We start from the raw sequence: 14,135 nt of genomic DNA on the forward strand, positions 1-14,135 counted from the left end.
TTAAGCTCGCTCCTTTTTCATTTTCATATATTCATTGTAGCCGTTCGCCCGAAGCTTGCAGGCCGGGCATTCGCCGCAGCCGTCGGCAATGATTCCGTTGTAGCACGTCAGCGTCTCGTTTTTCACGAAATCAAGCGCATCAAGCTCATCGGCGAGCTCCCACGTTTCCGCCTTGTTCAGCCACATCAGCGGCGTGTGGATGACAAACGGGCGCTCCATCGCCAAGTTGACAGTGACATTGCAGGATTTGACGAACTCATCCCGGCAATCCGGATAGCCGCTGAAATCCGTCTCGCATACGCCTGTTATGATGTGCCGCGCGCCGACCTGGTAGGCCAGGATCGAAGCAAACGATAAAAACACGAGGTTGCGTCCTGGAACAAAAGTGGACGGAAGCTCGCCTTCTTTCGCCTCAATCTCGATATCATCCCTTGTCAAAGCATTCGGCGCGAGCTGATTTAACAGTTCCATATCAAGAAGGTGATGCTTGACGCCAAGCTTTTCAGCGATCTTTTTCGCGACTTCGATTTCCTGCTTGTGCCGCTGATTATATTGAAAGGTGACCGCCTCCACCTCCTGAAATTGCCGAAGCGCCCACAAAAGGCAAGTCGTACTGTCCTGACCGCCGCTGAATACGACGATCGCTTTTTCCTGTTTCATAATTCCTCCTTCTCCGCTTTTCGTCACATTTCATAAAAGAAGAGATTCAATGATATTTAAACGAAAAAACACCTTTCTCTGTGAGAAAGGTGCTCTAGCAAAAAAACAATAAAAAAGGCCATACCCCAAGGATACAGCTTTCCTTAGTTTTTTATAGAGGGTTTTGCTAGAACCTCTCCCGCAGTTTCAAGCGGATTTTGTTTCAATTTTCCTTCGCCATCTTATCACAAATCGCACGTTTCGCCAAGTGCAATGCCTGCCATTCAACGGGCAGGCACCCTTTTGACGATCAGAAAGAAAATAAAGATGAGGCTCAGCTGGCCGAATAAAGGATAAATGGTCGATATCAGCTTTCCGTAGCCGATTTGCCCCGTCAAGTAGATTGTCAGCAGGATGAACATGAATACATAAAGACTTTTCATATGAATATATTCATTAATCTGCTTTTCAAGACCGTATAAATTGCCGATGACTGATGTGAAGACTTCCCCGAAAATGATAAACAGATAGATGATATGGACAGAGTGCTGGACAATGAATACGACCTGTGCCATCGGGACTTCGTATAAAAGGACATCAGGCAATGTTGAAAGAGACAGAAAGCTCGCGATCAACACAAGGGTAAGCAGACACCCACCGATTAATGCTCCTTTTATAATCAGCCGTTCAGATTTCAGTTCAGAAGCGATCGGCACGAGAACAGCCTGTGCGAGCGACAAATTAAAAGCGCCGTACGAAACGGCGGATAAAATCCAATCGGGGTTTGCCGAAAATGCCGCCAAATTGTGTATCTCCGGCCCTCTGAAAATAAACGAATCAAACAGGACGATGACTGTGAACAGGAGCAGCAGCGGAACGACAATGACATTGACGCCGAATATCCCTTTGACGCCCTTCATCATGACAAACAGACTCAAGGCAATCGTCGCAATCATCCCCGCTTGGTTTGAAAAGCCGAGCTGTTCCTCAAATATCGCCCCCGCTCCAGACAGCATGACAGACGTCACCCCGAGCAAAATCACAAGCATGAAGACATTCACAAATTTTCCAAACGTATTGCCGAATAAATATTTATTCAGCTCCTGATAAGATTTGGCATTGATTCTGACTGCAATCAGCATCATTTTTGCACCGAGAAACGTAAACATCAGTCCGCTGATCAAAATTCCGGCCAATCCCGGCCAGCCGAATCTTAAAAAAAACTCGACGATTTCTCTTCCAGTTGCAAATCCGGCTCCGACGACCGTTCCTACATAAACAAATGCCAGCTGAAAGGCTGATCCTTGTGATTGACTCATACGACTCCTCCGTTAACGAATTCCCTTTCTACACCATATGAGCCATGTCCTTTAAAAAGAAGGACAACTTCTCATCAAGGAACAAAAAGGAAAAAGCATAGAACTTGAAAGTCAAAGAAGGTCAATGTATACTAATAGTCAGAAATGGTCAAACTGCAGACCATTTTTTCAAAGTCAATTGGTCAAAAAAGGTCAAATTAAATAAAGGGGGTTTTGGCAAATGCGTTGTCAACATTGTCAAAAAAATGAGGCGACGATTCGCCTAAACATGCAAATCAACTTTACAAAAAAACAAATGGATTTATGTGAAGACTGCTATAAAGAGCTGACTCAGCCTTCTATGTTTTCAGGAAATCACTTTTTTGGCGGCGGAGGTTCTTTCTTCAGCCAACCATCACAAGCGCAGACGCAAACCGCTGCCAAAAAAGGTTTGCTCGATGAACTTGCCGTCAATTTAACGAATGCCGCAAAGACAGGCTTAATCGATCCGGTGATCGGCCGCGATGATGAAGTGGCCCGTGTGATCGAAATCTTAAACCGCAGAAATAAAAACAATCCGGTCTTAATCGGTGAACCGGGCGTCGGTAAAACAGCCGTCGCTGAAGGACTCGCTCTCAAAATCGCCGAAGGCGATGTTCCAAATAAATTGAAAAACAAAGAGCTCTACCTGCTTGATGTTGCTTCCCTTGTGGCAAACACCGGCATCAGAGGACAGTTTGAAGAAAGAATGAAACAGCTGATGAAAGAGCTGAAAGAACGCAAAAACGCGATCTTGTTTATTGACGAAATTCATCTTCTTGTCGGAGCCGGCTCTGCAGAAGGCTCGATGGACGCGGGCAACATTTTAAAACCTGCGCTTGCCAGAGGCGAACTGCAAGTCATCGGCGCTACAACATTGAAAGAATATCGCCAAATTGAAAAAGATGCAGCGTTAGAGCGCCGCTTCCAGCCGATCATGGTGCACGAACCGACAATTGAGCAGGCCACAGCGATTTTAAACGGGCTTAAAGAAAAATACGAAGCATATCACGATGTGACTTACACGGATGAAGCGATCAAAGCCTGTGTCGTTCTGTCAAGCCGCTATATTCAGGACCGCCATCTTCCCGATAAGGCAATCGACCTTTTGGATGAAGCCGGTTCAAAAGCGAACTTGAAAATCGACACGGTCAGCGGTGAACAAGCTTCGCAACGCCTGAAAGAAATCGAAGCGGAAAAAGCCAAAGCGCTCCAGGAAGAAAACTACGAGCTTGCAGCAAAGCTCCGCGACGAAGAAGAAGCGCTGCACAAAAAAATGGAAAACCAGGCGGAAGAAAAACGGGCAACTGTTGAAGCTGAAGACATTCAAGCAATCATCGAACAAAAAACCGGCATTCCGGTCGGCAAGCTTCAGCACGATGATCAGAAGAAAATGAAAGAGCTTGAAGCAAACCTTTCAAGCCGCGTGATCGGTCAACAAGAGGCGGTGAAGAAAGTTGCAAAAGCCGTCAGAAGAAGCCGCGCCGGACTAAAATCCAAAAACAGGCCTGTTGGTTCATTCCTGTTCGTCGGCCCGACCGGCGTCGGAAAAACAGAACTTTCTAAAAGGCTTGCGGAAGAACTGTTTGGCACGAAGGATGCCATCATCCGCCTCGATATGAGCGAATACATGGAAAAACATGCCGTATCAAAGCTGATCGGTTCACCTCCTGGATATGTCGGCCACGAAGAAGCCGGACAGCTCACTGAAAAAGTCCGGAGGAACCCGTACAGCATCGTTTTACTCGATGAAATCGAAAAAGCCCATCCTGATGTCCAGCACATGTTCCTGCAAATCATGGAAGACGGACGTCTGACAGACAGCCAGGGGCGGACGGTCAGCTTCAAAGATACCGTCATCATTATGACTAGCAATGCCGGAGTATCTGAAAAGCGGACAACCGTCGGTTTTAACCGAGAAGAACAAGTAATGGGCGAACAATCAATGATCGATTCCCTAAGCGGCTACTTTAAACCGGAATTCCTGAATAGATTTGACAGCATCATCGAATTCCAGCCGCTCGAAAAAGAAGATTTGGTCAAGATCGTCGACCTCTTGCTGCAAGAGCTTGAAGAAACGTTAAAAGAGCAAAACATGACGCTCGAAGTTTCAGATGAAGCAAAAGAAAAAATCGCTGAAATCGGATACCATCCGGCCTTTGGCGCCCGCCCATTAAGAAGAACCATTCAAACAGCAGTCGAGGATCAAATGACCGATCTGCTGCTTGAAGAAGAACACATCAAAGGTTTTGCGGTTATCGTTGAAAACGATGAAATCCGGGTGAAAACCACCGCATAACACAAACACAACGGCCTCCGCAATTGGAGGCCGCTTTACATACAACGTAAGAATCACAAAAGTTCTATTTTTTTACATTAAATAACCCTAAAGTCCCTTTTCACCATGATTTTGCAACAATTTAAGAAACACCCTAAAGTTCCTATCACGCAACACCGATAATAACGATAGAAAAGTTAGTTAAAGGAATTGGTGAAAAAATGGACAAAACATCGTTAATTGGAATCATCTTAGCTATCATCGGAGTAGGTGTCGGCATGGTCATGAAAGGTGTCAGCCCTTCCGTTCTCGTCAATCCCGCGGCATGGCTGATCATCCTTGTCGGGACAATCGCAGCAGTTGTGATCGCTTTTCCAATCCGCGAGATCAAAAAGGTTCCCAAACTCTTCGGCATCTTGTTCAAAGAGAAGAAGATGATCGAAATCAACGAACTGATCCCGATGTTTTCCGAGTGGGCGCAAATCGCAAGACGCGAAGGACTTCTCGCTTTGGAAGCAAATTTGAATGAGATCGATGATGAATTTTTGAAAAACGGCATGAGCATGGCGGTAGACGGCCAAAGTGCCGAATTTATCAGGGACGTTTTAACTGAAGAAGTTGAAGCAATGGAAGAAAGACATCAAGTCGGAGCGGGTATTTTTACCCAGGCGGGCACATACGCGCCGACACTCGGCGTTTTGGGCGCTGTTGTCGGACTGATCGCCGCGCTTGCGGATATGAGCGACACTGAAGCGCTTGGACACGCGATCAGCGCCGCGTTTGTCGCCACCCTTCTCGGGATCTTCACCGGATACGTGCTATGGCATCCTTTTGCCAATAAATTAAAGCGGAAATCCAAACAGGAAGTCAAAGTCCGCGAAGTCATGATTGAAGGCATCCTTTCGATCTTGGAAGGCCAGGCGCCAAAAGTCATTGAACAAAAGCTTTTGATGTACGTCTCTCCAAGCGAACGCTCCAGCATCGTCATCCCAGAAGGAGACAAAGGAGACAGCAGCAATGGCTAGAAAAAAGAAGCACAAAAAAGACCATGAAGAACACGTGGATGAGTCTTGGCTCATCCCATATGCCGACTTGCTGACACTGCTTTTGGCCCTGTTCATCGTACTGTTTGCCATGAGCTCGATCGACGCCAAGAAGTTCGATATGCTGTCAAAATCATTCAATGCCGTATTTACCGGGGGAACAGGAATGATGGATTATTCCAGCTTCACCGAGCCGAAAACGAGTACAACCGAAGACGGAAAAAGCCCTGACCAAGCAAAAGATCTCTCTCAAGATCAAAAAGAAAAAGACAAGCAGTCGCTGAAAAAAATTCAGGAGCAGGTCAACCGGTTTATTAAAGAGAAGAAGCTTCAAAAACAGGTCAATACGAAGCTGACAGACGAGGGCCTCCTCCTTTCCATCGAGGATAATATCTTTTTCGATTCCGGAAAAGCGGAGATCCGCCAGCAGGACATTCCGCTCGCCAAGGAAGTATCCGACCTTCTCGTATTGAACCCGCCCCGCAATATCGTAATCAGCGGACATACGGACAATGTGCCGATTCGAAATTCTCAATTTAAATCAAATTGGCATTTAAGCGTCATGCGGGCTGTCAATTTCATGGGGCTTTTAATCGAAAATCCAAAGCTTGACGCCAAGATATTCAGCGCGAAAGGCTACGGGGAATTTAAACCGATCGCTTCAAATGACACCGAAGAAGGAAGAAGAAAAAACAGACGTGTTGAAATCCTCATCCTGCCGATCGGCCAGGAAAATCTGAATAAAAAAGAATAGGAAGCTGCCTTTTGGCAGCTTCCTTAGTCTTTGCCCTTATAAATATTTCTTGCGTTCAGTCCGACTTTTTTCAGCATTTCGATGCAGGCTTCTTTCTCCTCATCGCTCAACACGCTGATCATGTGGTGAAGCTCTTCTGCATGACCTGGAAAAATCTTCTCCAAAAGCTCGGTGCCTTTATCTGTAATTTGCGCATAGGTCACCCTGCGGTCGGTCGTACAGGCTCTTCTCGCGATAAGCTGCTTTTGCTCAAGCTTGTCAACCACATATGTAATACTCCCGCTCGCCAGAAGAATCTTATCCCCTATTTGCTGAAGGGGCTGATCCCCTTTATGATAGAGGAGTTCTAAAACGGCAAACTCGGTTGGGTTCAGACCATGATGATGAATATGTTTATTCATATGATCATTAATGGATCTGTACGCTCGAGATAATACAATAAATAATTTCAAGGACTGTTCCTGTTCTCTATTACTCATATCTCTCATCTCCAAAGAAACAACTACAGGAAAACATTAATAAACTATGAGGAAAATGTCAACTGTTAACATTCAAACCATGTTATGATGAGTAGGAATTGAACATCAAATAGATATATCCGGAAATTCCCCGGTATTGTGTCCTATTTTCACGGTATTGGTTATCTTTTCTATAAATCGGCTCTGACTAGTGATATAATACCTCTATTCCTGTATCGATTGGGAGAGAGTAAAAACATGCGCAATTTTAAAAATATATGGAAGAAAATCAGGCTTTATTTGATCTTGGTGATGATCCCCGCCTTCATTATAAGCTTTTTTGTATACGAACAAGAACGAGAAAATATCACTGAAAAGCACCGTCAGACTGCGACTCTCATGCTCAATATTCACCGCAACCAAATCAACTACCTGATCGGCGAAACTGAAGCAAGGCTCAGCTCCCTTGCCACGGCCCTCAACCACCCTGTTAATGAGCAGCATATCAAACGAATCCTGACGGAAACGTATAAAAAAGAACCGCGTTTTTCAGCTTTATACCTTTTAAATGAAGACGGCGATGTTATGGTGAGCACGTCTACCGTCAAAGAAAAAAAGGCGCTTTCGTACAAGAACATTCTGCAAAAAGCGGAAAAATCAAAGAAATCCGTGATCACAGACGATATACATACAGTGTCGGACAGGCTGGAGCTGAATATATTTACTCCTGTCTTTGACAGCGAAGGCAGAACGACAAATTTTCTGCTGGCTTCGATCCGCGTCGATTATCTGAAAAATATCATGAACGTCTTAAGCCCTGAGCTTTACATCAAAATTCTCAATCAGAAGAATCAAATTGTCTTTACGGCAGGCCATTCTCCTCCTGAGAAGCCGGACGGCGGTACCGTCGACGCTTTTTTGGACCAGATCGACTGGAAGCTTGAAGTTTATCCGGAACCGGTCCAGCTTGATGAAATCGTTCACAGTCTTCTGCTGTCATTTTTAAGTATTTTCATTCTGCTGAATATTATGTTCCTCCTGCTCCAGTATGTGCTGCTGAAGCGGCGGACAAAGCAGGAGCGCGCCCAAAATGAAGCGCAGAAGCTCGAATTAATCGGCACCCTGGCGGCGAGCACCGCCCATGAAATCAGAAACCCGCTGACAGGTATCAGCGGCTTTATCCAGCTCCTTCAAAAAAAATATCAATCAAAAGAAGATCAAATGTATTTCTCAATTATCGACCAGGAAATCCGGAGGATCAACCAGATTGTCAGCGAGTTTCTCGTGCTCGGAAAGCCGACGGCAGAGCAGTGGCAGCTCAACGCCATGAATGAAATGATTGACGAGATCATGCCGATTATTCATTCTGAGGCAAATTTATATAATGTGGAAGTGGAAGTTCAAGACTGCGGAGAAGATCCGGCTTATGTATATTGTAAAAAGGATCATATTAAGCAGGTTGTCTTGAACGTCGCCAAAAATGCTCTTGAATCGATGAAAAACGGCGGAAAGCTGCTCATTCAAATCGAACATGATCAAGAGAAGGCGCAAATCATTGTGAAGGATATCGGAGAAGGTATTCCAAAAGAAATGATGGAGAGTATTTTCCAGCCTTTTGTCACGTCAAAGGAAAAAGGAACAGGACTCGGCCTTGTCGTGTGCAAGCGCATCATTTCCATGTACGGGGGAACCATTCAAATCGAAAGCGAACGGCATAAAGGAACGACTGTGACGATAATGCTGCCGACTTCAAAGGAACAGGATGACTGAGGCTTCCCCGTTTCCTGTAAAGAGCCTGCCTTCCTTACGGCAGCTCTTTTTCGTTCATCCACTATGCCGTATATTTTTCAACGCTCAGACAGTCGATGCAGCCTAAAAAATCTTGCAGCAGATTGTCCGGCGCGTTTTCATTCATAGACAATTTTTGATATTCATAGATTAATTGATCCAGCTCCTGGCTCCGTCTGATCGTTTCATCCCCTGTATATCCATAGATTTCAGCGGCTTCAACCATCATTTGCCGCTTCTTGCTGATGGAAACGAGCAATGCTTCTTTTTCAACATACCTTTGCATACGCTTCACCCCTTACCGACATATCGTTTCTTAGAACCATCCAGATTTTGCGTACTTGAGCATTATTACAGATTATACTTATTTTGTAAACCTATTTTTCAAAAAAATATTTTGAAATCGAGTATAATAGATTTGTGGAATTAAAGGTGTAATACCCATCGATGAAATATGGTAAACATCTTTACAAGAGTTCATGCGGATAGAAGGAGGTTTTATGATGCGCCAAATGATGAAAAAACCAGTTTCAAGGCTCCGAACCGTCTTTGCCGTGAAAGAAGCGTATTCAGGCCTCTTATTGTTTTTCAGAGCATTTAGAGCCTGGAGAAAGGGAGACTACCCCTTATTCCCGAAAAAAACGATTTTACTGGCCGCGCTGGCATTTATTTATGTGCTGTCTCCGATCGATTTGATTCCCGATGTTCTCGCAGGCATCGGCTGGCTTGATGATGCGGCTGTACTCGCTTTTCTGTTCAGACAGATAACCAAAGAGCTGGACGGATTTGAAACACATCTAATGGGAGGAATAAACGGCAATGGCAAACAATAAAATTCTCGGCATCAATCATCTCTTGTTTTCGGTCTCTGACCTGTCCGTCTCTATTTCATTCTATGAAAAGGTGTTTGATGCCAAGTGGCTCGTAAAAGCCGAGAAAACCGCTTATTTTGACCTGAACGGCATCTGGCTCGCATTAAACGAAGAGAAAGACATTAAGAGACAGGAAATTCACGACTCTTACACCCATATCGCGTTTTCGATTCAACAGGAAGATTTGCCGTTCTGGGAAAAGAAATTACACGATTTAGGTGTAAACGTGCTAAAGGGCAGAAAACGGCACGAAGGCGACAAAGATTCAATTTATTTCTCAGATCCAGACGGCCATAAGTTCGAGCTTCACACCGGCTCTGTATTTGACCGTCTTCAATACTATCAAAATGAAAAACCGCATCTCTCATTTCATGAAGGCCACATCAAGGCCCTTTATGACAGAAACAAATAAAGAAAGCGTCCAAGTGGACGCTTTCTTTATGGCCGGTTCACACTCTCTTTCTCATAAATCGGCACCCAGCCCTCTGTCGTCACAAAGATTCTGACAGCCACGACTTTCCGGTCTTCCTGAAGCGTGAAATAATGGCGGGTGTTTTCAGGAACGGAGATCAAATCCCCCGGATTTAAGAGGACATCAAAAAATGTACCGTCCTTTCCTTCTATCGCAAAGATGCCGTGGCCGCTGACGATAAATCTGACTTCATCGTCTGTATGATGATGCTCCTGTTTGAAATTCTTCAAGAGCTCATCGAGTTTCGGATTTTGGTCGGAAAGCGAGATGACATCGCTCGCTTTATAGCCGCGGCGTTCTGAAATGTCTTTGATTTCAGCGGCAAAGACGTCTAAAATCTCCTGTTTCTCTTCATCGGTCAAATCGTATTTTTCTTTTAAGCCGGCCGGTAGTTTTGTGATGTCCCACTTTTCATAAATAACCTCCTGCCGCTTTAGAAATTGTTCCACTTCTTCCTGCTTTTCAATGGTCGTGTTTTGTTCATCATGGATCCGAATTGTCGCCATGTTTTCTCCCCCTTTTTAATTAAACGTGATAAGCCTGCAAAGCTTTCAGCTTTAAATGCCAGCTGAACAAGAATTCATATGCTTCAAGCATCCGCTTTGCTTCAAATGCCGTTTTTCCCCAGACGGTAATACCGTGGCTGCGAATCAGCACTGCGCCTGAATCGCCTGAAAGGTGCCCGGCAAAATCCGCCGCCAAATCCGGAATATGAGCACTGTTTTCGATAATCGGGATCGTCACCTCCGCATTTTCCTCCCAAAGCCCGAGCGCCTTTATGATTTCCTGGCCTCTGAATGTCACTTGCTTTTCTTTTGCATAAAGCTCTGAGATGACATTGTTGTCAATCGTATGGACATGAAGACAGCAGCCGGCGTTTGTATTTTGATAGACAAAGGTGTGCAGCAGCGTCTCCGCCGACGGCTTCAGCGCATGTCCGGTCTCCGCCGGCCTCCCCTCTTCGTCCGCCAGCAGAAAATCCTCCGCGGTCTCTTTTCGCTTATCTTTTCCGCTTGCCGTGATGAGAAATCGCAGCGGGCCTTCTGATACTTTGATTGACAGATTACCGCTTGTCGCCGGGAACCAATCCCTTTCCGCAAGCTCTTTTTTTACCTCGGCAAGTTCCTGCCGTTTTTGCTCAATAGCCATCCTTTCACCTCCGCGGTCTCTTCAAGTATTCGTTTTGCATCGTGGAAATCGCCGAATGCTGCGTGCTTCAAACCGAGCCCTTCACATTCGCGCAGCAAATAATCGCGCGCGATGCACAAGTCGGAACATTTGGCAGCTTCAACATCTGTAACAGAGTCCCCGATCATGACAACAAAATCGTCCCGACCTTTCAGCCGGCGGATGATGGAAGGCTTGCAGCATCCGCATTCATTTCCGCAGCCCCCGTCACACGGATACGGCCAGCGGATCTCGATATTGCGGCCTGTGAAGCCGGCCTCGTTGCAATAAATGCGGTTCTTTTCAACAATTCCTTCAAGCAGGGGATAGACGAAAAAATCCATCCCTCCGCTCACGACGTAAAACGGAAGACCCTTCTCATCCAGGAAAGAGACAAACTCTTTAAACCCGGGGCGGATCTCGGCTTGTTTCAGTACATATGCCGTAATGTCTTCTTTCAGGCTGCTCGGCAGCAATTCAAACATTCTGCCGACTCCGTCCTTAATCGATATGTCCTTGGACAGAACCCCGTCTTTTAAAGCAATCCACTCTTTTGGAGCAAATTGTTTCATAATGCTGATGATGTTGTCGTTTGTTGTGATCGTTCCGTCAAAATCACAAATGATAAGCGGCTTCCTCATACAGAAACCTCAACCCTTCCCCATTTTTCAAGGGCGAGCTTCAAATCGGGAGAACGCTTTGCTTTTTCTTCGACAGGCTCCGCTTCCAGGACGGCATCAATGACCGCCCGAAACGCTCTTCCTCCGCCTGCCGCTCCGTTTGGATGACCGTGAATCCCCCCGCCTGCATTGATGATATGGTCAATGCCAAAGTCTTTCATCAAGAGCGGGACCATGCCGGGGTGAATACCGGCCGACGGCACCGCGAATGTCGGTTTAAAAACGTCTTCCTTCGTGCATTCATCGTATATGGCAAGCGCAGCCCGCTTCGGCAGAGCAACGCTTCCGTACGGAGAAGGGAACAGGCTGAAATCAGCACCCGCATACCGGTTCAGCTTGCCGAGCAAGAGCGAATGGGAAAAACCGTAATGCGGCGACGAAGTGAGTGCGCCGCTTACTGCCGGGTGCGCCATGATCGGCAGCGGAATGTCGTCGTCTTCCGCAAGGCTTTGCAAAACATCGAGCCCGTAGGCATACACATTAAGCAGCAAAACATCGGCTCCGAGCTCGGCTGCTTTTCTCGCCTTCGATTTCAGCTCCATTGTCCTGCCCGTCAGATTGACGGCATACAGGGTTTTACGCCCTGTTTCTTCAAAGGCAGCCTTAAGCACTTTCCTTCCTTCTGTGATTCGTTTTTCAAAGGGGGCACTGCCTGTTTCAAATAAGATTTCATCGTCCTTGATCAAATCCACTCCGCCAAGCGCCTGCTGCCTCAGCTGTTCCTTCAAGTCTTCCATATCGCGGCCAATGACGCCTTTAAAAATGCTCATCAACAGAGGCCTTTCAAATTCGCCGATTTTTTTCCGGATCCCGTATACGCCGAATTTCGGACCCGGCAATGATTGTTTAAAATACTGCGAAAACTCCAAATCAGCCAATTTGATTTTTCCATCGAGAGACAGCTTGCCAAAAACGGTCGTCAGCACAGCGGGAATGTCGCTTGTAAAATTGGCTTCCGGATAGGCGATGGTAACCGTTGCCTGTTTTTCCCCCAGTGCGCTTTCTGTTTCTTCGACCTTGACGACGCGTCCTTTATGCTTTTTCAGCTGCTCCTGCTTTAAGAGCGGCAGATCTGTCCACGATCCGACCGTCAGCCCGATCGCGATTTGCTCAGCCCGCTTTTCTGCGTCACATCCTGGATCTGCCAAAATATATGTTGCCAAAAGTTCACTCATTGTGTAGCTCCTTCCTGCTTCATTCATATAAAAAAACCTCTTTTGCTGCTTTAGCTAAAAGAGGTTTCGCTTTTCAGGTTCGAATCCTTATCTCTCAGCGTCAGCTGCAAGAATTAGCACCGTGCTTAAAAAGTCGGTTGCCGGGCTTCATCGGGCTTGTCCCTCTGCCTGCTCTTGATAAGAATATTGATTTTATAAATTATTTTGAATTATCCCATCGTTTTTCCCGATTGTCAATGACTGTGGCCGGTCTTTTTGAATATATTCAGCTCGGCAATACGCGAAGCCGCTTCCCGGAGCCGCTCTTCGCTTGTCAAGAGGCCGACTCTCACGTATCCTTCTCCGTGTTTGCCGAAGCCGATGCCGGGCGCTGTGACGACGTTCGCTTTTTCGAGAAGCAGATCGGAAAAAGACTCAGATGTATATCCGTCGGGAACAGGCATCCAGGCGAAAAAAGATCCTTGCGGAGCATCCGCATGCCAGCCGATATCGCGGACCGCACGAATCCATGCATCCCGCCTTTTTTCGTAGCGCTCATTTTGCTCCTTGACACACGCTTGATCTGATAGGAGCGCGGTCGCCGCGGCGTCTTGGACCGCTTTAAAGAGGCTGACATACATATGGTCCTGATAAAGGTTCAGCGCTTCGATCACAGAGGCGTTGCCAACTGCAAACCCGACCCGCCATCCAGCCATATTATACGTTTTGGAAAGCGTGTAAATTTCGATTCCTGCGTCTTTTGCCCCCGCCGTTTCCAGAAAGCTGACAGGCCTCTTGCCGTCGTAGCCGATCGCGCCGTAGGCAAAATCGTGGACGACGCAAATTCCGTTCGACTTGGCAAACCGGACGGTCTCTTCGAAAAAAACAGGTGTGGCTTGGGCACCGGTCGGATTGTTCGGATAATTTAAATACATGAGCTTCGCTTTTTCTTTCACTTCCTTCGGAATCCGACTGTAGTCAGGCAGAAACTGATTGTCCGCTGTAAGCGGCATCGTTTCCATGTTCGCTCTTGCCAGCTCAACGCCCGACCAGTAGTCGGGATAACCCGGATCGGGAACGAGCACGGTATCCCCCGAATTTAACAAACATTGCGGGAGCTCGACAAGACCGGCTTTTCCGCCGAACAATACAGCGACTTCGCGTTCGGGATCGAGCTCTACGCCGTATTCCCTTTGATAGAACGCGGCTGCCGCCTCCTTCAGTGAACGACTGCCGCGAAAGGAGGAATACTGATGGTTTTCAGGGTTGCGGACGGCTTGCGCCATTGTATCAACGATGTGATCCGGTGTCGGCTGATCCGGATTCCCCTGACCGAGATTGATCACATCATGGCCGGCGGCAATTTTTTCATTCACCTTTTTGACCAAGGAAGCGAAAAACTGCTCAGGCAGCTGTTTCAACACATCTGAAAGCTCAAATTTCATACGATTCACCCGCTTTTGAAAAATTCTTGAAATGATAGTCCATCATCA

15 protein-coding genes and 2 riboswitches are annotated in these 14,135 nt (G+C 46.5%); of the genes, 6 read left to right on the forward strand and 9 right to left on the reverse strand.

Features of this window, described 5'->3' with window-relative positions:
- Positions 1–660 (reverse strand): 7-cyano-7-deazaguanine synthase QueC, encoded by a 660-nt coding sequence (gene queC / locus H2R00_RS07700; RefSeq protein WP_043927469.1) that lies wholly within the window; start codon positions 658–660, stop codon positions 1–3.
- A gap of 137 nt (positions 661–797) precedes the next feature.
- A riboswitch (PreQ1 riboswitch) is annotated at positions 798–842 on the reverse strand.
- 81 nt (positions 843–923) lie between these two features.
- Complete coding sequence (locus H2R00_RS07705; protein WP_154996021.1) at positions 924–1,958, reverse strand: YkvI family membrane protein; 1,035 nt, start codon at positions 1,956–1,958, stop codon at positions 924–926.
- A gap of 220 nt (positions 1,959–2,178) precedes the next feature.
- Here H2R00_RS07705 and clpE point away from each other — a divergent pair, with 220 nt between their 5' ends.
- From clpE to motB, 3 genes are all read left to right on the forward strand, one after another.
- The gene (gene clpE, locus H2R00_RS07710) at positions 2,179–4,275 is read left to right on the forward strand and encodes an ATP-dependent protease ATP-binding subunit ClpE (RefSeq protein ID WP_182070771.1); all 2,097 of its coding nucleotides are present in this window, start codon (positions 2,179–2,181) and stop codon (positions 4,273–4,275) included.
- A 200-nt stretch (positions 4,276–4,475) separates the two neighbouring features.
- Positions 4,476–5,279 (forward strand): flagellar motor stator protein MotA, encoded by an 804-nt coding sequence (gene motA / locus H2R00_RS07715; RefSeq protein WP_020451149.1) that lies wholly within the window; start codon positions 4,476–4,478, stop codon positions 5,277–5,279.
- On the forward strand, positions 5,272–6,051 hold the full coding sequence (gene motB, locus H2R00_RS07720; RefSeq protein ID WP_154996025.1) for a flagellar motor protein MotB: 780 nt from the start codon (positions 5,272–5,274) through the stop codon (positions 6,049–6,051). The genes motA and motB overlap by 8 nt, the downstream gene beginning before the upstream one ends.
- 23 nt (positions 6,052–6,074) lie before the next feature.
- On the opposite strand, the gene mhqR is transcribed toward motB, so the two are convergent.
- Entirely contained in the window at positions 6,075–6,530 is a 456-nt protein-coding gene (gene mhqR / locus H2R00_RS07725; protein ID WP_154996027.1) for a MarR family transcriptional regulator MhqR, read from the reverse strand.
- A gap of 237 nt (positions 6,531–6,767) precedes the next feature.
- On the opposite strand from mhqR, the gene H2R00_RS07730 reads away from it, so the two are divergent.
- Positions 6,768–8,279 carry a sporulation kinase KinD gene (locus H2R00_RS07730; protein WP_182070772.1) on the forward strand — a complete coding sequence of 504 codons (1,512 nt, stop codon included), beginning with the start codon at positions 6,768–6,770 and terminating at the stop codon, positions 8,277–8,279.
- A 61-nt stretch (positions 8,280–8,340) separates the two neighbouring features.
- Here the strand turns inward: H2R00_RS07730 and H2R00_RS07735 are convergent, their stop codons facing one another.
- Positions 8,341–8,583 carry an aspartyl-phosphate phosphatase Spo0E family protein gene (locus H2R00_RS07735; RefSeq protein WP_154996030.1) on the reverse strand — a complete coding sequence of 81 codons (243 nt, stop codon included), beginning with the start codon at positions 8,581–8,583 and terminating at the stop codon, positions 8,341–8,343.
- Between the two features lie 214 nt (positions 8,584–8,797).
- On the opposite strand from H2R00_RS07735, the gene H2R00_RS07740 reads away from it, so the two are divergent.
- Both H2R00_RS07740 and fosB read left to right on the forward strand, forming a co-directional pair.
- Positions 8,798–9,130: a YkvA family protein gene (locus H2R00_RS07740; RefSeq protein WP_234112954.1), complete on the forward strand. Its 333-nt coding sequence runs from the start codon at positions 8,798–8,800 to the stop codon at positions 9,128–9,130.
- Positions 9,117–9,581, forward strand: coding sequence for a metallothiol transferase FosB (fosB, locus tag H2R00_RS07745; protein ID WP_154996032.1), 465 nt, complete (start codon positions 9,117–9,119; stop codon positions 9,579–9,581). Before H2R00_RS07740 ends, fosB begins: the two co-directional genes overlap by 14 nt.
- A 26-nt stretch (positions 9,582–9,607) precedes the next feature.
- On the opposite strand, the gene H2R00_RS07750 is transcribed toward fosB, so the two are convergent.
- From H2R00_RS07750 to H2R00_RS07770, 5 genes are all read right to left on the reverse strand, one after another.
- Positions 9,608–10,147, reverse strand: coding sequence for a 1,2-dihydroxy-3-keto-5-methylthiopentene dioxygenase (locus H2R00_RS07750; protein WP_182070773.1), 540 nt, complete (start codon positions 10,145–10,147; stop codon positions 9,608–9,610).
- A gap of 19 nt (positions 10,148–10,166) precedes the next feature.
- A complete protein-coding gene (locus H2R00_RS07755; RefSeq protein ID WP_182070774.1) occupies positions 10,167–10,790 on the reverse strand; it encodes a methylthioribulose 1-phosphate dehydratase in 624 nt (207 codons plus the stop codon).
- Positions 10,751–11,449: a 2-hydroxy-3-keto-5-methylthiopentenyl-1-phosphate phosphatase gene (mtnX, locus tag H2R00_RS07760; RefSeq protein WP_182070775.1), complete on the reverse strand. Its 699-nt coding sequence runs from the start codon at positions 11,447–11,449 to the stop codon at positions 10,751–10,753. Before mtnX ends, H2R00_RS07755 begins: the two co-directional genes overlap by 40 nt.
- Positions 11,446–12,663: a 2,3-diketo-5-methylthiopentyl-1-phosphate enolase gene (gene mtnW, locus H2R00_RS07765; protein ID WP_182070776.1), complete on the reverse strand. Its 1,218-nt coding sequence runs from the start codon at positions 12,661–12,663 to the stop codon at positions 11,446–11,448. Before mtnW ends, mtnX begins: the two co-directional genes overlap by 4 nt.
- 84 nt (positions 12,664–12,747) lie before the next feature.
- A riboswitch (SAM riboswitch) is annotated at positions 12,748–12,847 on the reverse strand.
- A gap of 49 nt (positions 12,848–12,896) precedes the next feature.
- Positions 12,897–14,087, reverse strand: coding sequence for a pyridoxal phosphate-dependent aminotransferase (locus H2R00_RS07770; RefSeq protein WP_154996038.1), 1,191 nt, complete (start codon positions 14,085–14,087; stop codon positions 12,897–12,899).
- Positions 14,088–14,135: the final 48 nt, after the last annotated feature.

It is taken from the genome of Bacillus haynesii (assembly GCF_014042035.1).
GTDB classification, from domain to species: domain Bacteria; phylum Bacillota; class Bacilli; order Bacillales; family Bacillaceae; genus Bacillus; species Bacillus haynesii.

What these genes read in the sequence shown, in the direction of transcription:
- queC (WP_043927469.1), bottom strand. Translation starts at nt 660, where the DNA reads ATGAAACAGGAAAAAGCGATCGTCGTATTCAGCGGCGGTCAGGACAGT.
- H2R00_RS07705 (WP_154996021.1), bottom strand. Translation starts at nt 1,958, where the DNA reads ATGAGTCAATCACAAGGATCAGCCTTTCAGCTGGCATTTGTTTATGTA.
- clpE (WP_182070771.1), top strand. Translation starts at nt 2,179, where the DNA reads ATGCGTTGTCAACATTGTCAAAAAAATGAGGCGACGATTCGCCTAAAC.
- motA (WP_020451149.1), top strand. Translation starts at nt 4,476, where the DNA reads ATGGACAAAACATCGTTAATTGGAATCATCTTAGCTATCATCGGAGTA.
- motB (WP_154996025.1), top strand. Translation starts at nt 5,272, where the DNA reads ATGGCTAGAAAAAAGAAGCACAAAAAAGACCATGAAGAACACGTGGAT.
- mhqR (WP_154996027.1), bottom strand. Translation starts at nt 6,530, where the DNA reads ATGAGTAATAGAGAACAGGAACAGTCCTTGAAATTATTTATTGTATTA.
- H2R00_RS07730 (WP_182070772.1), top strand. Translation starts at nt 6,768, where the DNA reads ATGCGCAATTTTAAAAATATATGGAAGAAAATCAGGCTTTATTTGATC.
- H2R00_RS07735 (WP_154996030.1), bottom strand. Translation starts at nt 8,583, where the DNA reads ATGCAAAGGTATGTTGAAAAAGAAGCATTGCTCGTTTCCATCAGCAAG.
- H2R00_RS07740 (WP_234112954.1), top strand. Translation starts at nt 8,798, where the DNA reads ATGATGCGCCAAATGATGAAAAAACCAGTTTCAAGGCTCCGAACCGTC.
- fosB (WP_154996032.1), top strand. Translation starts at nt 9,117, where the DNA reads ATGGCAAACAATAAAATTCTCGGCATCAATCATCTCTTGTTTTCGGTC.
- H2R00_RS07750 (WP_182070773.1), bottom strand. Translation starts at nt 10,147, where the DNA reads ATGGCGACAATTCGGATCCATGATGAACAAAACACGACCATTGAAAAG.
- H2R00_RS07755 (WP_182070774.1), bottom strand. Translation starts at nt 10,790, where the DNA reads ATGGCTATTGAGCAAAAACGGCAGGAACTTGCCGAGGTAAAAAAAGAG.
- mtnX (WP_182070775.1), bottom strand. Translation starts at nt 11,449, where the DNA reads ATGAGGAAGCCGCTTATCATTTGTGATTTTGACGGAACGATCACAACA.
- mtnW (WP_182070776.1), bottom strand. Translation starts at nt 12,663, where the DNA reads ATGAGTGAACTTTTGGCAACATATATTTTGGCAGATCCAGGATGTGAC.
- H2R00_RS07770 (WP_154996038.1), bottom strand. Translation starts at nt 14,087, where the DNA reads ATGAAATTTGAGCTTTCAGATGTGTTGAAACAGCTGCCTGAGCAGTTT.